General features: G+C 38.0%; 7 protein-coding genes and 1 pseudogene. 5 read left to right on the top strand and 3 right to left on the bottom strand.

The genetic code is table 11. The annotated features are described in order from the left end of the window. Positions 1–1,287 (bottom strand): annotated as a pseudogene (locus ACYTXL_RS23440) (RNA-guided endonuclease InsQ/TnpB family protein); the annotation flags it as partial. A 202-nt stretch (positions 1,288–1,489) separates the two neighbouring features. Next, positions 1,490–6,130 carry a CHAT domain-containing protein gene (locus ACYTXL_RS23445; protein WP_461926825.1) on the bottom strand — a complete coding sequence of 1,547 codons (4,641 nt, stop codon included), beginning with the start codon at positions 6,128–6,130 and terminating at the stop codon, positions 1,490–1,492. A 654-nt stretch (positions 6,131–6,784) separates the two neighbouring features. On the opposite strand from ACYTXL_RS23445, the gene ACYTXL_RS23450 reads away from it, so the two are divergent. Next, positions 6,785–7,414, top strand: coding sequence for a COP23 domain-containing protein (locus tag ACYTXL_RS23450; protein WP_461926826.1), 630 nt, complete (start codon positions 6,785–6,787; stop codon positions 7,412–7,414). A gap of 469 nt (positions 7,415–7,883) precedes the next feature. Beyond that, positions 7,884–8,657: a S1 family peptidase gene (locus ACYTXL_RS23455; protein WP_461926827.1), complete on the top strand. Its 774-nt coding sequence runs from the start codon at positions 7,884–7,886 to the stop codon at positions 8,655–8,657. A 26-nt stretch (positions 8,658–8,683) separates the two neighbouring features. Here ACYTXL_RS23455 and ACYTXL_RS23460 read toward each other — a convergent pair whose 3' ends face one another. Then, positions 8,684–9,742, bottom strand: a complete 1,059-nt coding sequence (locus tag ACYTXL_RS23460) for a hypothetical protein (RefSeq protein ID WP_461926828.1) — start codon at positions 9,740–9,742, stop codon at positions 8,684–8,686. Between the two features lie 168 nt (positions 9,743–9,910). Between ACYTXL_RS23460 and ACYTXL_RS23465 the strand changes: the two genes are divergently transcribed. From ACYTXL_RS23465 to ACYTXL_RS23475, 3 genes are all read left to right on the top strand, one after another. Continuing rightward, the gene (locus ACYTXL_RS23465) at positions 9,911–12,163 is read left to right on the top strand and encodes a hypothetical protein (protein ID WP_461926829.1); all 2,253 of its coding nucleotides are present in this window, start codon (positions 9,911–9,913) and stop codon (positions 12,161–12,163) included. After that, entirely contained in the window at positions 12,147–14,426 is a 2,280-nt protein-coding gene (locus ACYTXL_RS23470) for a COG1470 family protein (RefSeq protein ID WP_461926830.1), read from the top strand. Before ACYTXL_RS23465 ends, ACYTXL_RS23470 begins: the two co-directional genes overlap by 17 nt. Before the next feature lie 478 nt (positions 14,427–14,904). Next, positions 14,905–15,039 carry a ribbon-helix-helix protein, CopG family gene (locus ACYTXL_RS23475; RefSeq protein WP_461926831.1) on the top strand — a complete coding sequence of 45 codons (135 nt, stop codon included), beginning with the start codon at positions 14,905–14,907 and terminating at the stop codon, positions 15,037–15,039. Positions 15,040–15,420: the final 381 nt, after the last annotated feature.

A 15,420-nucleotide genomic window follows, 5' to 3' on the forward strand; every position in this document is an offset into this window, starting at 1 on the left:
ACTCGGCTTACCCAGAGGAGTTTCCCCACCTATGCAGAGGTCGATGTCTCCAGAGACGAAAAACGCGTTCCCGTGTGCCCCACGGTACGGAGTCCCATCTCAAGTATGTTTCGCGCTGCGTTATGGTCACGGTCTAACACCGTTCCACAATGGAGACATGAATGAGTTCTAGTGCTAAGCTGTTGCGCCTTTAATTTGCACTAATATTTTTTCAACATGGTTGTGGGGTGGGCATCTTGCCCGCCCTGATTGTGCAAGTTGTATACATAACAGCTTAAGAGATTTTTTGACAACCTGACCACAATTAGAACAATTTTGACTCGTGTTATGGGGTGGAACTGCAACAGTTGCCACGCCAAACACTTTGCCAAAATATTCAACCCATTGCCGGAATTGAGTCCACGCTGCGTCACTAATTGACTTGGCTAAGTGACGGTTACTCACCATATTTCGCACCTTCAAGTCTTCATACGCCACAATATCGTTAGACATCACTACGCACCTTGCTGTCTTTACAGCAAAGTCTTTACGCTGGCGACTTACCTTGAGGTGCTTACGGGCTAATTTATTTCTAAACTTAGCCCTGTTCTGAGAACCTTTTTTGGTTTTAGAGAAACGACGTTGCAATCGTTTAAGCGATTTTTCCGACTTTCTCAAATGCCTGGGATTCTCCACTTGATTCCCATCGCTATCGGTCAGAAAGTAGTTTAAGCCAACATCCAAGCCAACTGTTTTATTAGTTGGCTCTCGTTTTTCTATTCGTTCCTGGTCGATGCAAAACTGGCAATAATAACCATCTGCACGACGCACAACGCGAATTCGCTTCAGCTGCTTCAACTGATAAAAATGGAGATCGCGAGTTCCCCACAGCTTAAAAGTTCCTGCTTGAAAGCCATCCGAAAAAGTGATGTATTTACGGTTAGCAGAAAGTTTCCATCCGCTTGTCTTGTACTCAACGCTCCCGTGCGTCTGTTCTTTCTTGAACCGTGGATAACCCTTTTTCCCAGGCTTGTTTTTCTTGCAATTGTCGAAAAATCTAGCAATTGCACTCCACGCTCTTTCAGCAGAAGCTTGTCGAGCCATAGAGTTAAGTTTGTCCACCCAAGGGAAGTTTTCATCAGCAGCAAGTACAGCGCAATAAGCGCTCAACTCGTATCTACCAATACCTCGATTATCCATCCACTATCTAAGACTTGCATTGCGAACAAAACGAGCAGTACGAATGGCTTCGTTCAGCAATTGATATTGCTGTTCTGTTCCCTCAAGCTTTACCTCAAATACCAGCATCGTTACGTTAAATACACTAACGTAATTATATCACAAGAGATAGTATCACGGCGATTAAAATCGCCCGCGCCTAGCCCCCATAAATAGAATTTAGGGGCTTTCTCGGCACGGATGACTCGGTAAAAAGGCTGGTACTTGTATTAGATTCCCGATTTCTTCAAGCAATCGGGAATCTTTGAATAAATTGCCACTTTTCCTCTTTTTACCAAGGATTACCAATCATAGTAAACGCTGACCAGTAAAAAGGATGTTTTAAGTCCTTAGTTTCTTTTGATTCTGGCGATTCTGGAGGTAATGCCACGCTTCTTACTGAGGTACGCATTTGACCATTTTCTATAGTGACTTGACCTTTAATCATCGCTAGCTGTGCTTGTCGCAGTGCTTCTGATTTTGTTGGTGCAGTTTTCAGATTTTTGTAGAACTCAGTCATCAGCGCCAAGGTTCCAGAGTCACTTACTTGCCACAAAGATGCCAGCGCAGTTTTCACCCCTGCTATATAAGCAAATCCACCAAACCCTAATTCAGCATCTCTATCACCTAACGCAGTACGACAAGCGCTGAGAACCAATAATTCGACAGTCGGATTATTTAATCCTAAATCCCGCATTTGCGATAACTTCAATTTGTTATCCCAAAATTGAACAAAAGAATTATCAGGTGCGCCTTTCTCAAACTCTCCATGTGTTGCGAGGTGAATAATCCCAAAAGGTTGAGAACTGCGAATTGATTTAAGATTTTTTAAAGTAAAATTTTGGTTGAGGAAAAATTTTCCTTTCCAAATATCCTTGGCAACAATAGATAATTCTTCAGGAACAGCAGGTAAAGAGGGGAGCTGTTGAAATTTCGATGCTCCCATTGCCAAAACCTGCAAGTTGCGAATATTAACATAGCGAGTATCGGTGATACTCAACGCGGGAGTAAATCCAACACTGTAGTTTTCTACCAAAAATTGTTTGCCATCGTGGAGTGCTGCAAAAGGTAAGGAGCGCAAACCCTCATCAGCGATAAACAGCAGATTATTTATCCCTTTTTTGTTCAACTCCTCTTTTAAAGGTGCGATAAGCAATTGATAAAGTTCCTGCGCTGGCGGTAAGTATAAGTCTTCTCCATTGTTGGGATCTTCTAATGCAGCTTCCAGATTTGTGGCTAGATTTAGTACATCATTACGCTTGGCAGTGGAAATTGTCTTGTGGATAGGGTCTCCCTTAGAAGTAACAATCAATAAATCTAATTGGTCGCTATCTTGTGGAGTTGAGAGGACTTTGTTATCTATTCCAGAAGGAATAAAACTTATATAAATAATTGCTGGTTTAACTCCCGTCGCTTTCTCAATTTGGCGAAGAATAGTCTGGGTTTCTCCAAAAGTTACACGACGACGTTCCCCTGGCGGTACAGCGAAAAAGTTCTCAAATTGAGTGGCAAATCTATCATCTATACCTTCCACAGCTATGTCAAGTTTTGGCGGTAAAGTTACATCAACAGTTGGGATTTCTGGTTTGACAGATGGTGGTATGTCTTTCTGCGGTTGGTCTGTGACTTCTGGTGGTGGTAATTGTGGTGGTGGTAATTGTGGTGGTGGTAATTGTGGTGGTGGTAATTGTGGTGGTGGTAATTGTGGTGGAGTTGGTGCAACATTAAATCCAATTGTTTGCGGTGTTGAGAATGATACCCCATCACCTACACGAATGCTAAAGGGACTAATATTGCCAGAAAAGCCTTGTGGTGGAGTATATTCAAGATTATCTTGAGAAGTAATAGTTGCATTTGCAGTTTTTGGAACTACTTCTACTCCATTTTTTTTCAGAATTCCCGCAGTAATCGCATCAATTTGCAAAGAAGTGTTATCACCGTCAACATCACTGACTGATAAATTTAAATTTGCCAAGGTGAAAGGAAACGGTGTGTTTTGTTTAACACCATTTAAAATTGGATTTACCGTTAGTGTTGGTGGGCTATTGACGGATGTAATAGTAATAGCGTTTGGCGTACCGCTTGCATTTCCACCATTTGGTAATACTGGGAACGAAGAATTTGGACTTGGTTCAATTCGCGAATTTGCTCCTGCGTCAATTGCTCCAATTGTACCGTTAGTTGTTGTGTCACCGACAATAAATGGCACGTTATTTGCACCACCGTTATGTTTAATTATGATGTTTCCTGGGGTTGTCCCTCTGGTAAATATAGTTGTATTACCAGGAATTCCTTCTTGGACAGTGATTACACTTCTTCCTAGGACAACCCCGTTGGCAATCATATTTACATTACCACCAACAATTGCCGCATTCTGGTTATTTGCCTTTAAGTTTATTGCGCCAGTATTAACAGTCCCAAAGCTAATATTACCTCCTGCGGTCAAGTTGACTGCACCACCTCTAGCTTCAATAGGAGGGATATTATTAGATAGATTGATCAATGTAGAGGTATTGATCGCACCTGTTATAATATCACTCTTAGTTGCAGTTAATTGTATCAAACCACCCCTAGCACCTATAGGATCAGTAGCAGAGGCTGTAATATCTTGTACATTGATACTGTTGCCTGCTTTGATTGTAACTGAACCTGCTTCACTATCCCTAGGAGGTGATGGAGGAGGTACTATATAAGTTGCGGAGGTACTAATATTACGCGTACTAACATTTCCCCCAGCCTCTATATCCACTTTTCCCCCTCTGGCTGCTAATACAACGTCTTGAGAGAGATTAGAGCTAGAATTAGATCCAGAGGAGTTAATTGCACCCGTACTGATGTTCTCTCCTGCCTTTAAAGTTACTGCACCACCACCAGCACTAGAACCTGCATTAGCGCTGTAAGAAGTATTGATATCGCCTGTAGCTATACTACCTGTAGCATTAACATTGAGCGAACCACCTACAATGGCATTCTGCCCAGCAGAAGATTCATTAATCTCTGTAGCATCAACGTTTCCGATTTGAATATTACGACCTGTAGCATTAATATTTCCAGGATTCCCAAAAGAACCGCCAGAGGTTGTAATGTTATCTGTTGTAATGTCACCTGCGGTGGCATTAAGGGTTACTGAACCACCACCGTAACCAGAAGCAGTTGTAATGTTATCTGTTGTAATGTCACCTGCGGTGGTATTAAGGGTTACTGAAGCACCACCGTAAGCAGAAGCAGTTGTAATATCACTTGTTTCAATATTGCCTTTGGCAGATAAAATTACAGGGCCATTTATAGGGCTACTATAAAATCCACCTAAAGTAGTAATGCTACCAGTTCTAATACTTCCTTCTGGTGAAGCTGAAGCAGAGGTGAAATTTGTCCCACCTTGTGTGAAAGGAAATGTTGACGAACCGCTCACGGAAGCTAAACCAGCCCGTAAAATCAATGTGGCACTAGTTGTTAATAGTGTCGCGTCTGGATCAGAACTCGGGATATTAGCATCTGAACTATTAATCGTAATATTCCCAGCATTAATATTCCCAGCACTTTCCACTTTTAATGATGCGCCAGTATAGTTACCAAAAGTAACATCGCCATTTGACCTAATTATAGGGTCATAAAGACTGATAAAGTTCCCCGGATTTCCCGCTAAATTAAGAATAGAAAATTGACCCCCACTGGCAAAATGAGCATCCCCAGAAATCACACCTTCGCTCATCAAAGTTAAATTACCACTACTTTGAAATGCTGGATCTGGATGATTTAAAGCCAAAATATCAATACCTTGGTTCCCCTGAATCAACAGGTTTCCGCCAGCTTTGGCAATAAAAGGATTGGTGACAGTATCTCTGATTTGGACAGTATTTCCAGCTAATAAATTTAAATCTCCTGTTGTTTGGAGTTGACTTTCTACTCCTGTTAAATTGCGATTAGCTTCAATTAATGCCGTTTCTGCTGTGATATTTCCAGCAACGACATCACCATTTTCTACAGAGATACCAGAACCTAATAAAGCGACTTTTCCATCGCTATTCACTGTTAATTTATTGGCATTCAAACCACCACCAGATGTCAACAGATGAGGCAAAGATAATATTGGCAAATTCCAATTATTTGCCTGGGAAATGCTGGAATTTATGGGTTTAATTTCTAAACTTAAAGGGCTTCCCGGCTGACTCAAACGCACCAAGTTTTCACCAGGTACGGCAGAAACAATAATTTGTCCTTCCGGCGCAGCTAATGAACCTGTATTGGTAATAGTACCACTCAATAAAGTTAAATTTTGTCCTGTGCCAACTGTTAAATTTCCGGCATTAAATATTGTCCCTGGTTGACTCATAGCAAAGCTAAAAATTCCAGGATTACCAATTAAATCGGCATAATTATTATTTCCAGAAGCATTAAACCAATTAGAACCAAAAGCAATACCATTAGCCGTAGTTGCAGTAAAGGAACCAGGTACATTTAAGCTGGCATTTGCACCGAAAATAATACCTGCGGGGTTCATCAAAAATAAGTTGGCGTTACTTCCGATCACCTGAATTTGACCGTTAATTATTGAAGGAGCACCACCAACAACCCGACCAAGAATATTTTGAATTCCCGGTGTTGATAAAAAAGTTGCTATTTGGTCAGCATTGAGTCCAAATTGAGTAAAACTATGGAAAAGATTAGCATTATCTCGCGATAGTTGACCACCTGTAATATTAATTTGATTACCATTAGGTGCAACAACAGTACCCGTGCCATCATTAGCTGGGATGACGGATTGTGCTTGAACTTGCTCCGCCAGTAAAACCCCAGCTAAAGGAACTAAAGCTAACCATTGCAAAATTCTTCTAACTAATTCTAATGGTTCTTGTATATTTATCTTTGATAAAATCAAAAAAATATTGAGACTGAACCTATCTACATACTTGCTTCGGTTGGGCTGGTTCATAAGTCAATTATTCTATTACAGTTAATGTTCGCTGTAGTTTAAGTACATTTAAATTCAACTGAGCATCAAGCAATACCAACATAATAAGTAAGAGCAAATTCAGATCTGGATGCACCTGTATTAGCTATCAAAATCTGACTTAGGTAAAATTACTAAATCTTTGCAACTTACTTAGCGGCAACTTCCTGTTTGGAAAGATTGTACAGTATTTTTGGTTTTAGTAGCGCAATTATGACTGTTTTTTGCCTTAAACTTGTAAATGTATCTTTTTAAGGAACGCGTTCGTCATTGATTTTCAAAAAAAAATCTGTAGATTTATTTAAATATGTTACATTATCATAAAAAATCGGTGTTGCTGATTTCACTGATGAATTTAATTTCGTAACTTCGATGTTCGGCTTGCAGTTTCTGTAGAGTAGGGACCTTGGGGGGTTCACCTTTGGTGTTGTCGTACTGCAAAGCAGAACCCATAGATTAGGCTGGAACCTGAATTGAGCAATGTTAAAAAATTTGATGTAATGCTGGAATTAGCGATCGCACTTGTGTAGTTAAGCCAGAAGAAACTAAAAAGGAATCTTCACAGTCATACTTAAGTACTCTATGTTTAGAGAATGAAAGTTGTTTTACTTGATTTCGAGAATACCAAACAATACCATGAAAAAGACTACAGGCACTAGATTATTCACATCTGTTCTGGCGATCGCAAGTTTTCTAACTGTAACCAGCGAACAAGTATTTTCGCAAACTCAGCGTTCTGGGAACACTGAAAAAACCACTTTTCACTGTATTCGCAATGGTTCTGGCTTCGCCACAGTTGCTCGCAGAGGTAATGCCCAAACAGGGGCAATGATTACGTGGAATGATACTTCTTTTGGGAGTAAATTTACACCAAAAGATCGCTGTGCAATTGTAGCTCGACGTTTTAATAAAGCATTGACTACAACGAGTACAACGGGCAATAATTCTTTGAGTTTCCTTAAGCTAACTCATGGAAAATTAAATCGTAATCCAGTAATATGCTATATCCGCACGACAGAGGAACACTGCAACGATGAAAATTTGATATTGACTTTAAATAAATCAGAATTCGGTCAAGAGCGTGCAATAATCGAACAGTTGAAAAACTTTAGTGTTAACGGTACAGGAACATATCTAAGCAGAGATGTTCCCGATCATAGAACTATCGCTGGATTTGGAAAACAAATTGATGCCGCTTTTAAATCAGGTGCAACTCAAAAAGCCACACCTGAACTAGATGTAACAGATAGTGAATCAACTCCTTAGTCTACAACATCACAACCTGTCTCCACACCAAAAATTCAACCTTAATGGATAACAGAGGTAGAGGCTGTTTTAAATCTTAAATAAAGAAAAATAAATGGCATTAAGACTGATGTTTTAAAGGTGCTAGCAGCTGATTTTTCAGAACTCTTAGCATCCTTATTTTTTTGTATGCTTGCATTTTTTTAGAGTTGGTTATAATATTTTAACGACATTATGCTTAATTTGCGCTCCAATAATCATATCTCTATAATTTGTTTTTTGGCGGTATAGCATAAAAGCTTGCAAAGAGCATAACTCTGGGAAAAAAAACTGTTGCCATTGATAAAATGACAATGTTTGCAAAAAATATTGATGCTCTAAAATTTATGTTTCTAAAAATTTAACAGATGTGAGACGAACTTCAACCATTTGCATTTCTATAAGTCTAGTTTTGACAAGTATATTTCTACAGTCCTGTGCATCAAAGTACATGGGTAAGATAGGCAATAAAACCTTGCTAGACGTTAATAAATCTATTATTTATAGCAATGCCCCAACCCCGCAAAATGATAATTTACCAGTCGCTGAAATTGCCAGACAAGTCACAGTGAGAATTTTAGCCAAGTCTGGTTCTGGTTCTGGAGTTATTGTGGCACGTAAAGGTAAAACTTATACGGTATTAACTTGTCAGCATGTTCTAGATGTGGATAAAGGTGGTCAATATAGCATTCTTGCATCTGATGGCAAAATTCACACAGCACGATTGAAACCTATTAGCAATCCTAAAACAAATGATTTGGCTTTAGTTCAATTTGACAGTCAAATTGATTATCAAGTCGTAAAATTAGGAAACTCAAACTTACTGACAAGGGATGCTCCTGTGTTTGCGGCGGGGTTTCCTAATTATCACACAGTTAATCAAGATGAAATCGAAGATACACGCAGTTGGGGAACAAAAGCTTTTCGGTTTACAGAAGGTAAAGTATCGATGGTACTAAAAAATCAATCCCTGCCTAATGGTTATAGTTTAGGTTATACTAATGATGTTCAAGTTGGGATGAGTGGAGGCCCAGTTTTAAATAGTAAAGGGGAACTTATTGGTATCAACGGAAGGTTAAAATATCCCATACAAGGGATTGAGGTATTTACATTTGCTGATGGCAGCAAACCGTCACAAGCAATGTTTGAGCAAATGGAACCTTTAAGTTGGGCAATTCCTATTGTAATTTTTCGGCAATTAGCTGAAGACTCTTTACAAACATAAGTAATTAGATGATTTGATGATTATTGTTAATTTGTGAATTTCAGACAACCCTGTACAACTACATCTAAAAAATTTTGGTTCCAATACGCAAATTTTTCTGCTTGCTGTTGGGCATGATGAGTAATTTCCAATAACCTAGATAGAGAATTTAGTAAATTCTCTTGAGTAAGAGGTTCGGGAGAAATTGCAACTCCTAAATTCAATAGCGCTTTGGCAGTATGCCATTTCTCCATGTCTGTGGGAAAAAGCATTTGGGGAATTCCAGCTAACAAGCAAGCACTAGATGTAATAAATCCAGCATGATGTATTGCTAAAGATTTACCATTGAGAACTGTTCTTAAATCATCAAAAATACATTCTGCTTTGAGAGTCTCTACCACCAGCGAATAGTTTTGCCAATCGGAGGCTAAATATGCCCAGAATTTTCCATTTGCGTTACCAAGATTTGGTGTAAATGGCGCAGAGTGAATACCCACATATTCTGCTTGGGTGCGTGTGTTTATATATAAATCTAATTCTGGAATGGAAAAAATAAAAGCGCGATCGCCATTGAGTAATTTACCCAGCGGATCACCAAAACCAGTAACTTGTCTAACTGTTTCAGCAACTTTTGCTTGACGAATAAAAGCTTCCTCTGGAACTGTTCCAGGGCGAATTGGCGGGAAGCTGACAACCGGTGGTGGAATACAAAACCCATTCCCCACTACAACTGTAGGAACTACCCCCTTTGCTGCTAATACCAAAGCGGGAGCAAAATCAGCCACAACTAAAGATGGTTGCACAAAATTGATTAAATTTCTCCACGCTCGGAAATGGAAACTGAACAACAAAGGCGTACTGAAACCAAATATATATAGTATGTCGCTGAATAAATAAGATTTATCGTCGTATTTGTCATCAAGAAAACGCATTGTTGCTTGAGGAGCCTGTAATATCTTACCAGGAAGACTTAAACCTCTAATTCCAGGGTTCTGCAACGCAAAAACTGGTTCAATTTCATATTCTTTTAATTTTTGAGCGATCGCAGCAAGTAAGTGTAGGTGTCCTTGCCCTCCTCCTATTTCCCATCCCAGTAGCACTCTCATCTGTTGTTTAACCTATTTATTGTGCTGAAATTACCAATACAGACAAATTACTATATATTTTTGCTCAAAATAATATTTACTATAGAAATAAAGCATGGAAATTAAATATTATATAGATGAATGCATTGTTGCCTGATGTCACCTTTGACACAAAAAAATACTTTCTGTATGGAACAAAATTTTATAAATGCTAGTGTTTCTCCCCAAAACCACACATTTCGACCTGCTAGTCAGCCAGTTATCTTTAAAGTTACTGTCATTAATGACAGTGAGCAACATGCCGATTTTAAACTCGAAGTGATACCAGCAGGTACTAATCCGAATTTGGGGAATCAATGGTATCGTCTTTCTCCAGAAATTTCTGCGGCAAAACCACCAGGGAGCATTACGGAGTTCCAAATTATAATTTTTGACTCGCCAATACCGAGATTTGTTGGCACCGCAAGTCTGAGAATTAAAATTGTGTCTCCTTGGTTACGGCAAGAACGCACACTTGTGGTGTATCTGAGAATTGAGCCAGATGAAAGATTAAAATCTGTGAGTGTGGAATTGCCAGTACAACGCTTTCAAGTTTATCCTCGCAATACGGCAAACATAGTAGTGCGATCGCAAAACTGGAGTCATACACCTGTTGATGTAGTGTTGCGTTTTGCTGGTATTGAAGCATCTTGGCTAAATGGTGGAGCAGAAAGACGGTTATTGTTAGAACCAAATGCTCAAATAGAAACTATTTTTCAGTGTCAACCTCCATCCTCAAACCAAGCACTAAGTCGAGAGTATCCCTTCACTATAGAAGCTACAAGTCAACATGGTTTTTCTCATAGTCCCCAAGGTATTTTAGAAGTTTTACCAATAGGTTTTATTCAATTTCAAGCAACACCTCAACAACAAACTATTCCTCGTCGAGGTTGGTGGATTCCAGACTGGAAATCTAATTATGCAAATTTTGAATTACTATTTAAGAATGTTAGTAATCTTCAACAGCAGGTAGGTATACAATTACAAGGTAAAGACCACCGTCAATGCACTTCTAGGTTATTTCCTGAATATGCTGAATTACCAATAGGGGAAAGCAGTAAACTAAAATTAGAGGTTAAAACAAAACGTCCTTGGGTTGGGTGGGTCAAAACTTTAAGTTTTGATTTGAAAGCCATATTATCAGACCAAAGATTAGGTGGTACAGACCCCACAACGCAAGCTTTAGAATTAAAAGTTTTACCTATTTTTCCTCTCTGGTTGCAATTAGCTTTAATTGCCTTGTTGGGATTATTAGTTTCTTTACTATTTCCAGCGGAGTTAGTTGCACATACAGACTCAATTAATGTAGTTCGTTTTAGTGCAGATTCTCTTTCTGCTGTTAGTGGCTCAAATGATAGCACAATTAGGCATTGGCGAATTAATGATAGCGACTTAGACTTAAAAGCACAAGGAGATGATGAACCTCAAAAACCAAAAGGAGTTTTGGGAGAAACAGGTGGAGAGGTATTTTCATTAAGATTCGATCCACATAAAAACAATCGTGTTGCTGCGGGGATGAAAAATAGCGTTATTCAAATATGGGATCTCGCAAAACGCCAAAAAGAAGCTGAATTAAAAGTTACAAATTTTGTTGGTAATACTGACAAAGTATTTGACTTAGTATTTACTCAAAATGATAAAAAATATTTAATTAGCGGTCATCCCAATCGTAAGGTACTTGTATGGTCGAGAAATTCTCCGACAGAAGAGTTTAAACAAACACCAGAAAGAATTATTAATGTCGATTATGATGTCTATTCGATGGCTTTGAGCGATGATGATCAGATTTTAGCTGTCGCCGGAAATCATAATTCACTAGTTTTATTAGATTTAGACAAACTTAAGACTTTTCCTCTAAGCAAGTATCAGATTACTGAAGCTGATTTAGTTCAACTTAAGTTGAGCCAAGGTAAATTTTACGTAGCAGATAATAATAGTAGTTATGGAGACAATGATAGAGTCTGGAGTGTTGTATTTATACCTGCAACCAAATTCCTAGCAATATCTGACTCACAAGGATATATTACAATCTTGGATTATAAATGCCAAAGTGCTATTAAACCAAACCCAGAGCAACCATTTTATCAAAAAGACTGCGTAAGCGATCGTTGGCAGATTGGAAAACAAGCAGTTCGTAGTATAGCTATTTCTAGTGATGGGAAAAAGCTTATAAGTGCTGGTGATGATGGACAAGTAATAGTTTGGACATTAACCCCTGAAGGTAAACGAAGTACTGAAGCAGTTAAAGGAAAAATAATTGCTAATACAGGATACCCTATTTACAGCATTGATATTAATAGTCGAGAAAATATGGCTATTATTGGAGGTGAGCAATGTCAACCAACGCCAAGCGGTAAAAAATGTAAACCACAATTAAAACCCTTATTTGAATCAGGAAATTAATGGAATGCAAAATCAATTTACCAGCGTACTAAAAGTTATTATTAATCCTCCTGATATTTTAATGGGTATGCCAGGTGATCACCTACAACTATATGCAAGTATCACCAACCAAGGCTACAAAGATGCTCAAATTTATGTCTATTTTGATGAAGCATTTCAAAACTTATTAAATATCTCAAATAATCCTTTACAGGAATGTCTTACACTACCTTCACAAGCAAGTTATGAAGTTTCTTTTGAGTTTCAAATTCCTCCTAATACCCCAGCAGGGACGTATGATTGTAGAATAATTGTCGATGCTCCTGAAGATTATCCCCAAGAAACACCTATCTCATTCCCTTTACAAATTCAGGTTTTAATTAAAGAGCAAACTGTAAGACGTGGAGGAGATGACCCCACCTTTACTATAAAACCTGCAACTAACCCCAACAATCCATTAATTTATAAACCCGGTCAACCTTTGTTGTTAACGGCAACAATTAACAATCGTTGCCAACAAGTAGACCGTTTCCGTTTAACTTGTGCAGATTTGGATGATACTTGGTTTACAATCCGTTATCCAAGAACTGGTTATGAAGGTGTAGGGATACTTGCACAAGAAAATGGATTAGAATTAAATGACTATTCCCAAGGCGAAATATTACTAGAGATTCATCCTCCGGCGAATACTTTTGCAGGGACATATCCACCAACAATTCAATTATCTTCTCAAAATCGACCAGATTTAATACTATTAGATTTGGTTTATTTTAGAATACCAGAAATTTATGACTTAGATGTAGAATTAAATACTATTTTAGGAAAAGCTAGTCGTACTGCTGGCAAATACTATGTGAAATTAACCAATCGAGGAAATACTGAACGGGAAATAGTTCTAGATGCCAAGACTCAAGATGAGGAAGAGCTATGCAACTATAAATTTGAACCATTAAAAGTCAGATTGCTACCTACAAAAAGTGCAGATATCAATTTAATAGTGGAACCCATTAGTTCCTGGAGACAACCCTGGCTAGGTTCGGGATTATTTATCAATTTTCAAGTTGAGATTAAAGATCAAAAGCAATTACCTCTACCTGATAAATTACCTCAAGGTACTTTCATTTGGAAAGCCCGTCCTTGGTGGCAATTTTTACTATTATTATTGCTAATCTTAGGAGTCTTGGGAGGAAGTGTATTTATAATTTGGCGAATATTACATCCAGAACCTGCAAAAATAGATTTTTTTCAACCAACAAGTTCTAGTTATCAAGAAGGTAATAATATTAGCTTTAATTGGCAAGTAAGTAATATTAAACAATTAGAAAACTTAAAATTATCTTTTACAGGAGAAAACATCGAACCAAAAGAATATATATATACAATTAAAGAATTAAACAACGGTAAAATATGTCAAATACAAAATGATATTCTGACTTGCAATAATTTTATAACAGCGGCTAAACAACCAGGTAAATATATATTTACACTAGAAGCCTATAAGAACCGAAACAATAAAGTAGATGAAAAAATTACACCCCCAATAGAAATAAAATTATTGCCAGTGCCAGAAGTAATCAACGATTCTTTTAAATCAGATAAACCTCAGTATGAAAAAGGTCAAAAAGTAAATTTAAGTTGGGAAATTATTAATGCAGAACAGTTAGCAAACCTGGAGATTATCAACAAACAAGAAAATGGAACATTAGTTACTGTAGGTAAGTTTGATTTTAGCAAAGAAATTCCTCCTGAACTTCAAAAGCAATGCCAAAATAGGAATAAATTAACTTGCAAAAATGTACCTATATCTATGGTAGGCAGTACACCAGGAAAATATACTATTCTACTAAAAGTTAGTAGTAAATCTCCTTTTCAGAGTCCACAAAATATCAAGCCTTCTAATCCAATTAATATTAATGTTACATCTAAAGCTTTTGAAATTGAATTCTTCGGAATTAACGGCAATCAGCAATCAACGCAATATCTAGATGAAGGTACAACAGTAACTCTTAGCTGGAAAGTCAAAGCAGATCCACAGGATGTCATAGTTACTCTGTTGCATTCTGATAAACAAGTAAAGGCTATAGGTTCTGAGACTATTACAGTCCTACCCATAGAATTAGGAATTTTGGTAGAAGATAAATACGGTCAGCTAAAACCCATTCGCCGAAAAATCACTCTTATTCCTAAACCTAAAAACCTTCCAAACTCAGCAACTCCATCTCCTGATATTTCTCAACCAGAAGTTACTCCGGCTCAACCAAATAATGTAGCTCCTCGTTTTTAAGGGGAGCAACCCGATTTGCAGGGTAAGCTCATCAATTTGGTAGAAAAGTAGGACACCAGTTTCATCCAAAAATACTAAGTTTTCTGGCTTTATATGTTTGACCTTTTTCCAATAATCTAATCTTAAATTTAGGACTCTAAGAGTCCCCGCTTGGGTACTCCGCTTAATCCTAATTTCTGTAACGCACGGCACATTGCACATTCCCAGTATACGCGCTTGTAAATTGTCTAGCTCGGCGACGGGGGTCTTGAAGCTTAACAAAAGCTTCAATTATTGCTGGTTGGCTCACGGTACTAGATGTATTTCATTTTTAGTCCTGCATTTTACCATACAGCCTTTATGTTTAGAATGAAATAGCCCTGGGTGATTATGGCAGTTTATGGACTGATCGAATTACGACTTTATGGTTTCAACTACTTGATTACTTTAACTCAATATGTGATATTTAAAATTGAAAATATTCTGAATAAGGTATATTATGACTGAAAAAGATAAATCCTTACCTGTAGATTTGGACGAGACAGAAAAAGAAAAATTACGTCAACTTGCAATCAAGTGGGGAGTCAGTCTATCTGGTGCAATCAAGAAGTTAATTAAAGAAGCTCCTTTATAAATGCTGAAAGAGCTAGTAATTATTAATTAAGGTTGTTTTGCAAAATGATTGAGAGCAGAACGACCTTTTCAGCCTACATTCCGCTCCTTAGTTTGAAAATCTTGGCATTTTCTCCAAACTAACTATGGAAAGGATTTCAGGCATTGAACTTATATTCTGCACTCTGCGATCGCAACTCTGGTAAGTATCTAAATGGTTCTTCTGTACTTAGTATGCTGAAAGTATAAATAAACAACTAAAGAAAAGTCAACCACCCACCACTAATCGGAGTACCGATATAGTGGGTGCTTGCAAGAGCCTAGTTGACCAGTCTAAGTGTTAAATCACTACATTTAAGGCAAGTGTTCAAGACCTACCGGGGGATGCGAAGCTAGTCCCCCG

It is taken from the genome of Nostoc sp., from assembly GCF_054880495.1.

Excerpts from the sequence above, each read along its gene's own strand:
- ACYTXL_RS23445 (WP_461926825.1), bottom strand. The coding sequence starts at position 6,130 with ATGAACCAGCCCAACCGAAGCAAGTATGTAGATAGGTTCAGTCTCAAT.
- ACYTXL_RS23450 (WP_461926826.1), top strand. The coding sequence starts at position 6,785 with ATGAAAAAGACTACAGGCACTAGATTATTCACATCTGTTCTGGCGATC.
- ACYTXL_RS23455 (WP_461926827.1), top strand. The coding sequence starts at position 7,884 with ATGGGTAAGATAGGCAATAAAACCTTGCTAGACGTTAATAAATCTATT.
- ACYTXL_RS23460 (WP_461926828.1), bottom strand. The coding sequence starts at position 9,742 with ATGAGAGTGCTACTGGGATGGGAAATAGGAGGAGGGCAAGGACACCTA.
- ACYTXL_RS23465 (WP_461926829.1), top strand. The coding sequence starts at position 9,911 with ATGGAACAAAATTTTATAAATGCTAGTGTTTCTCCCCAAAACCACACA.
- ACYTXL_RS23475 (WP_461926831.1), top strand. The coding sequence starts at position 14,905 with ATGACTGAAAAAGATAAATCCTTACCTGTAGATTTGGACGAGACAGAA.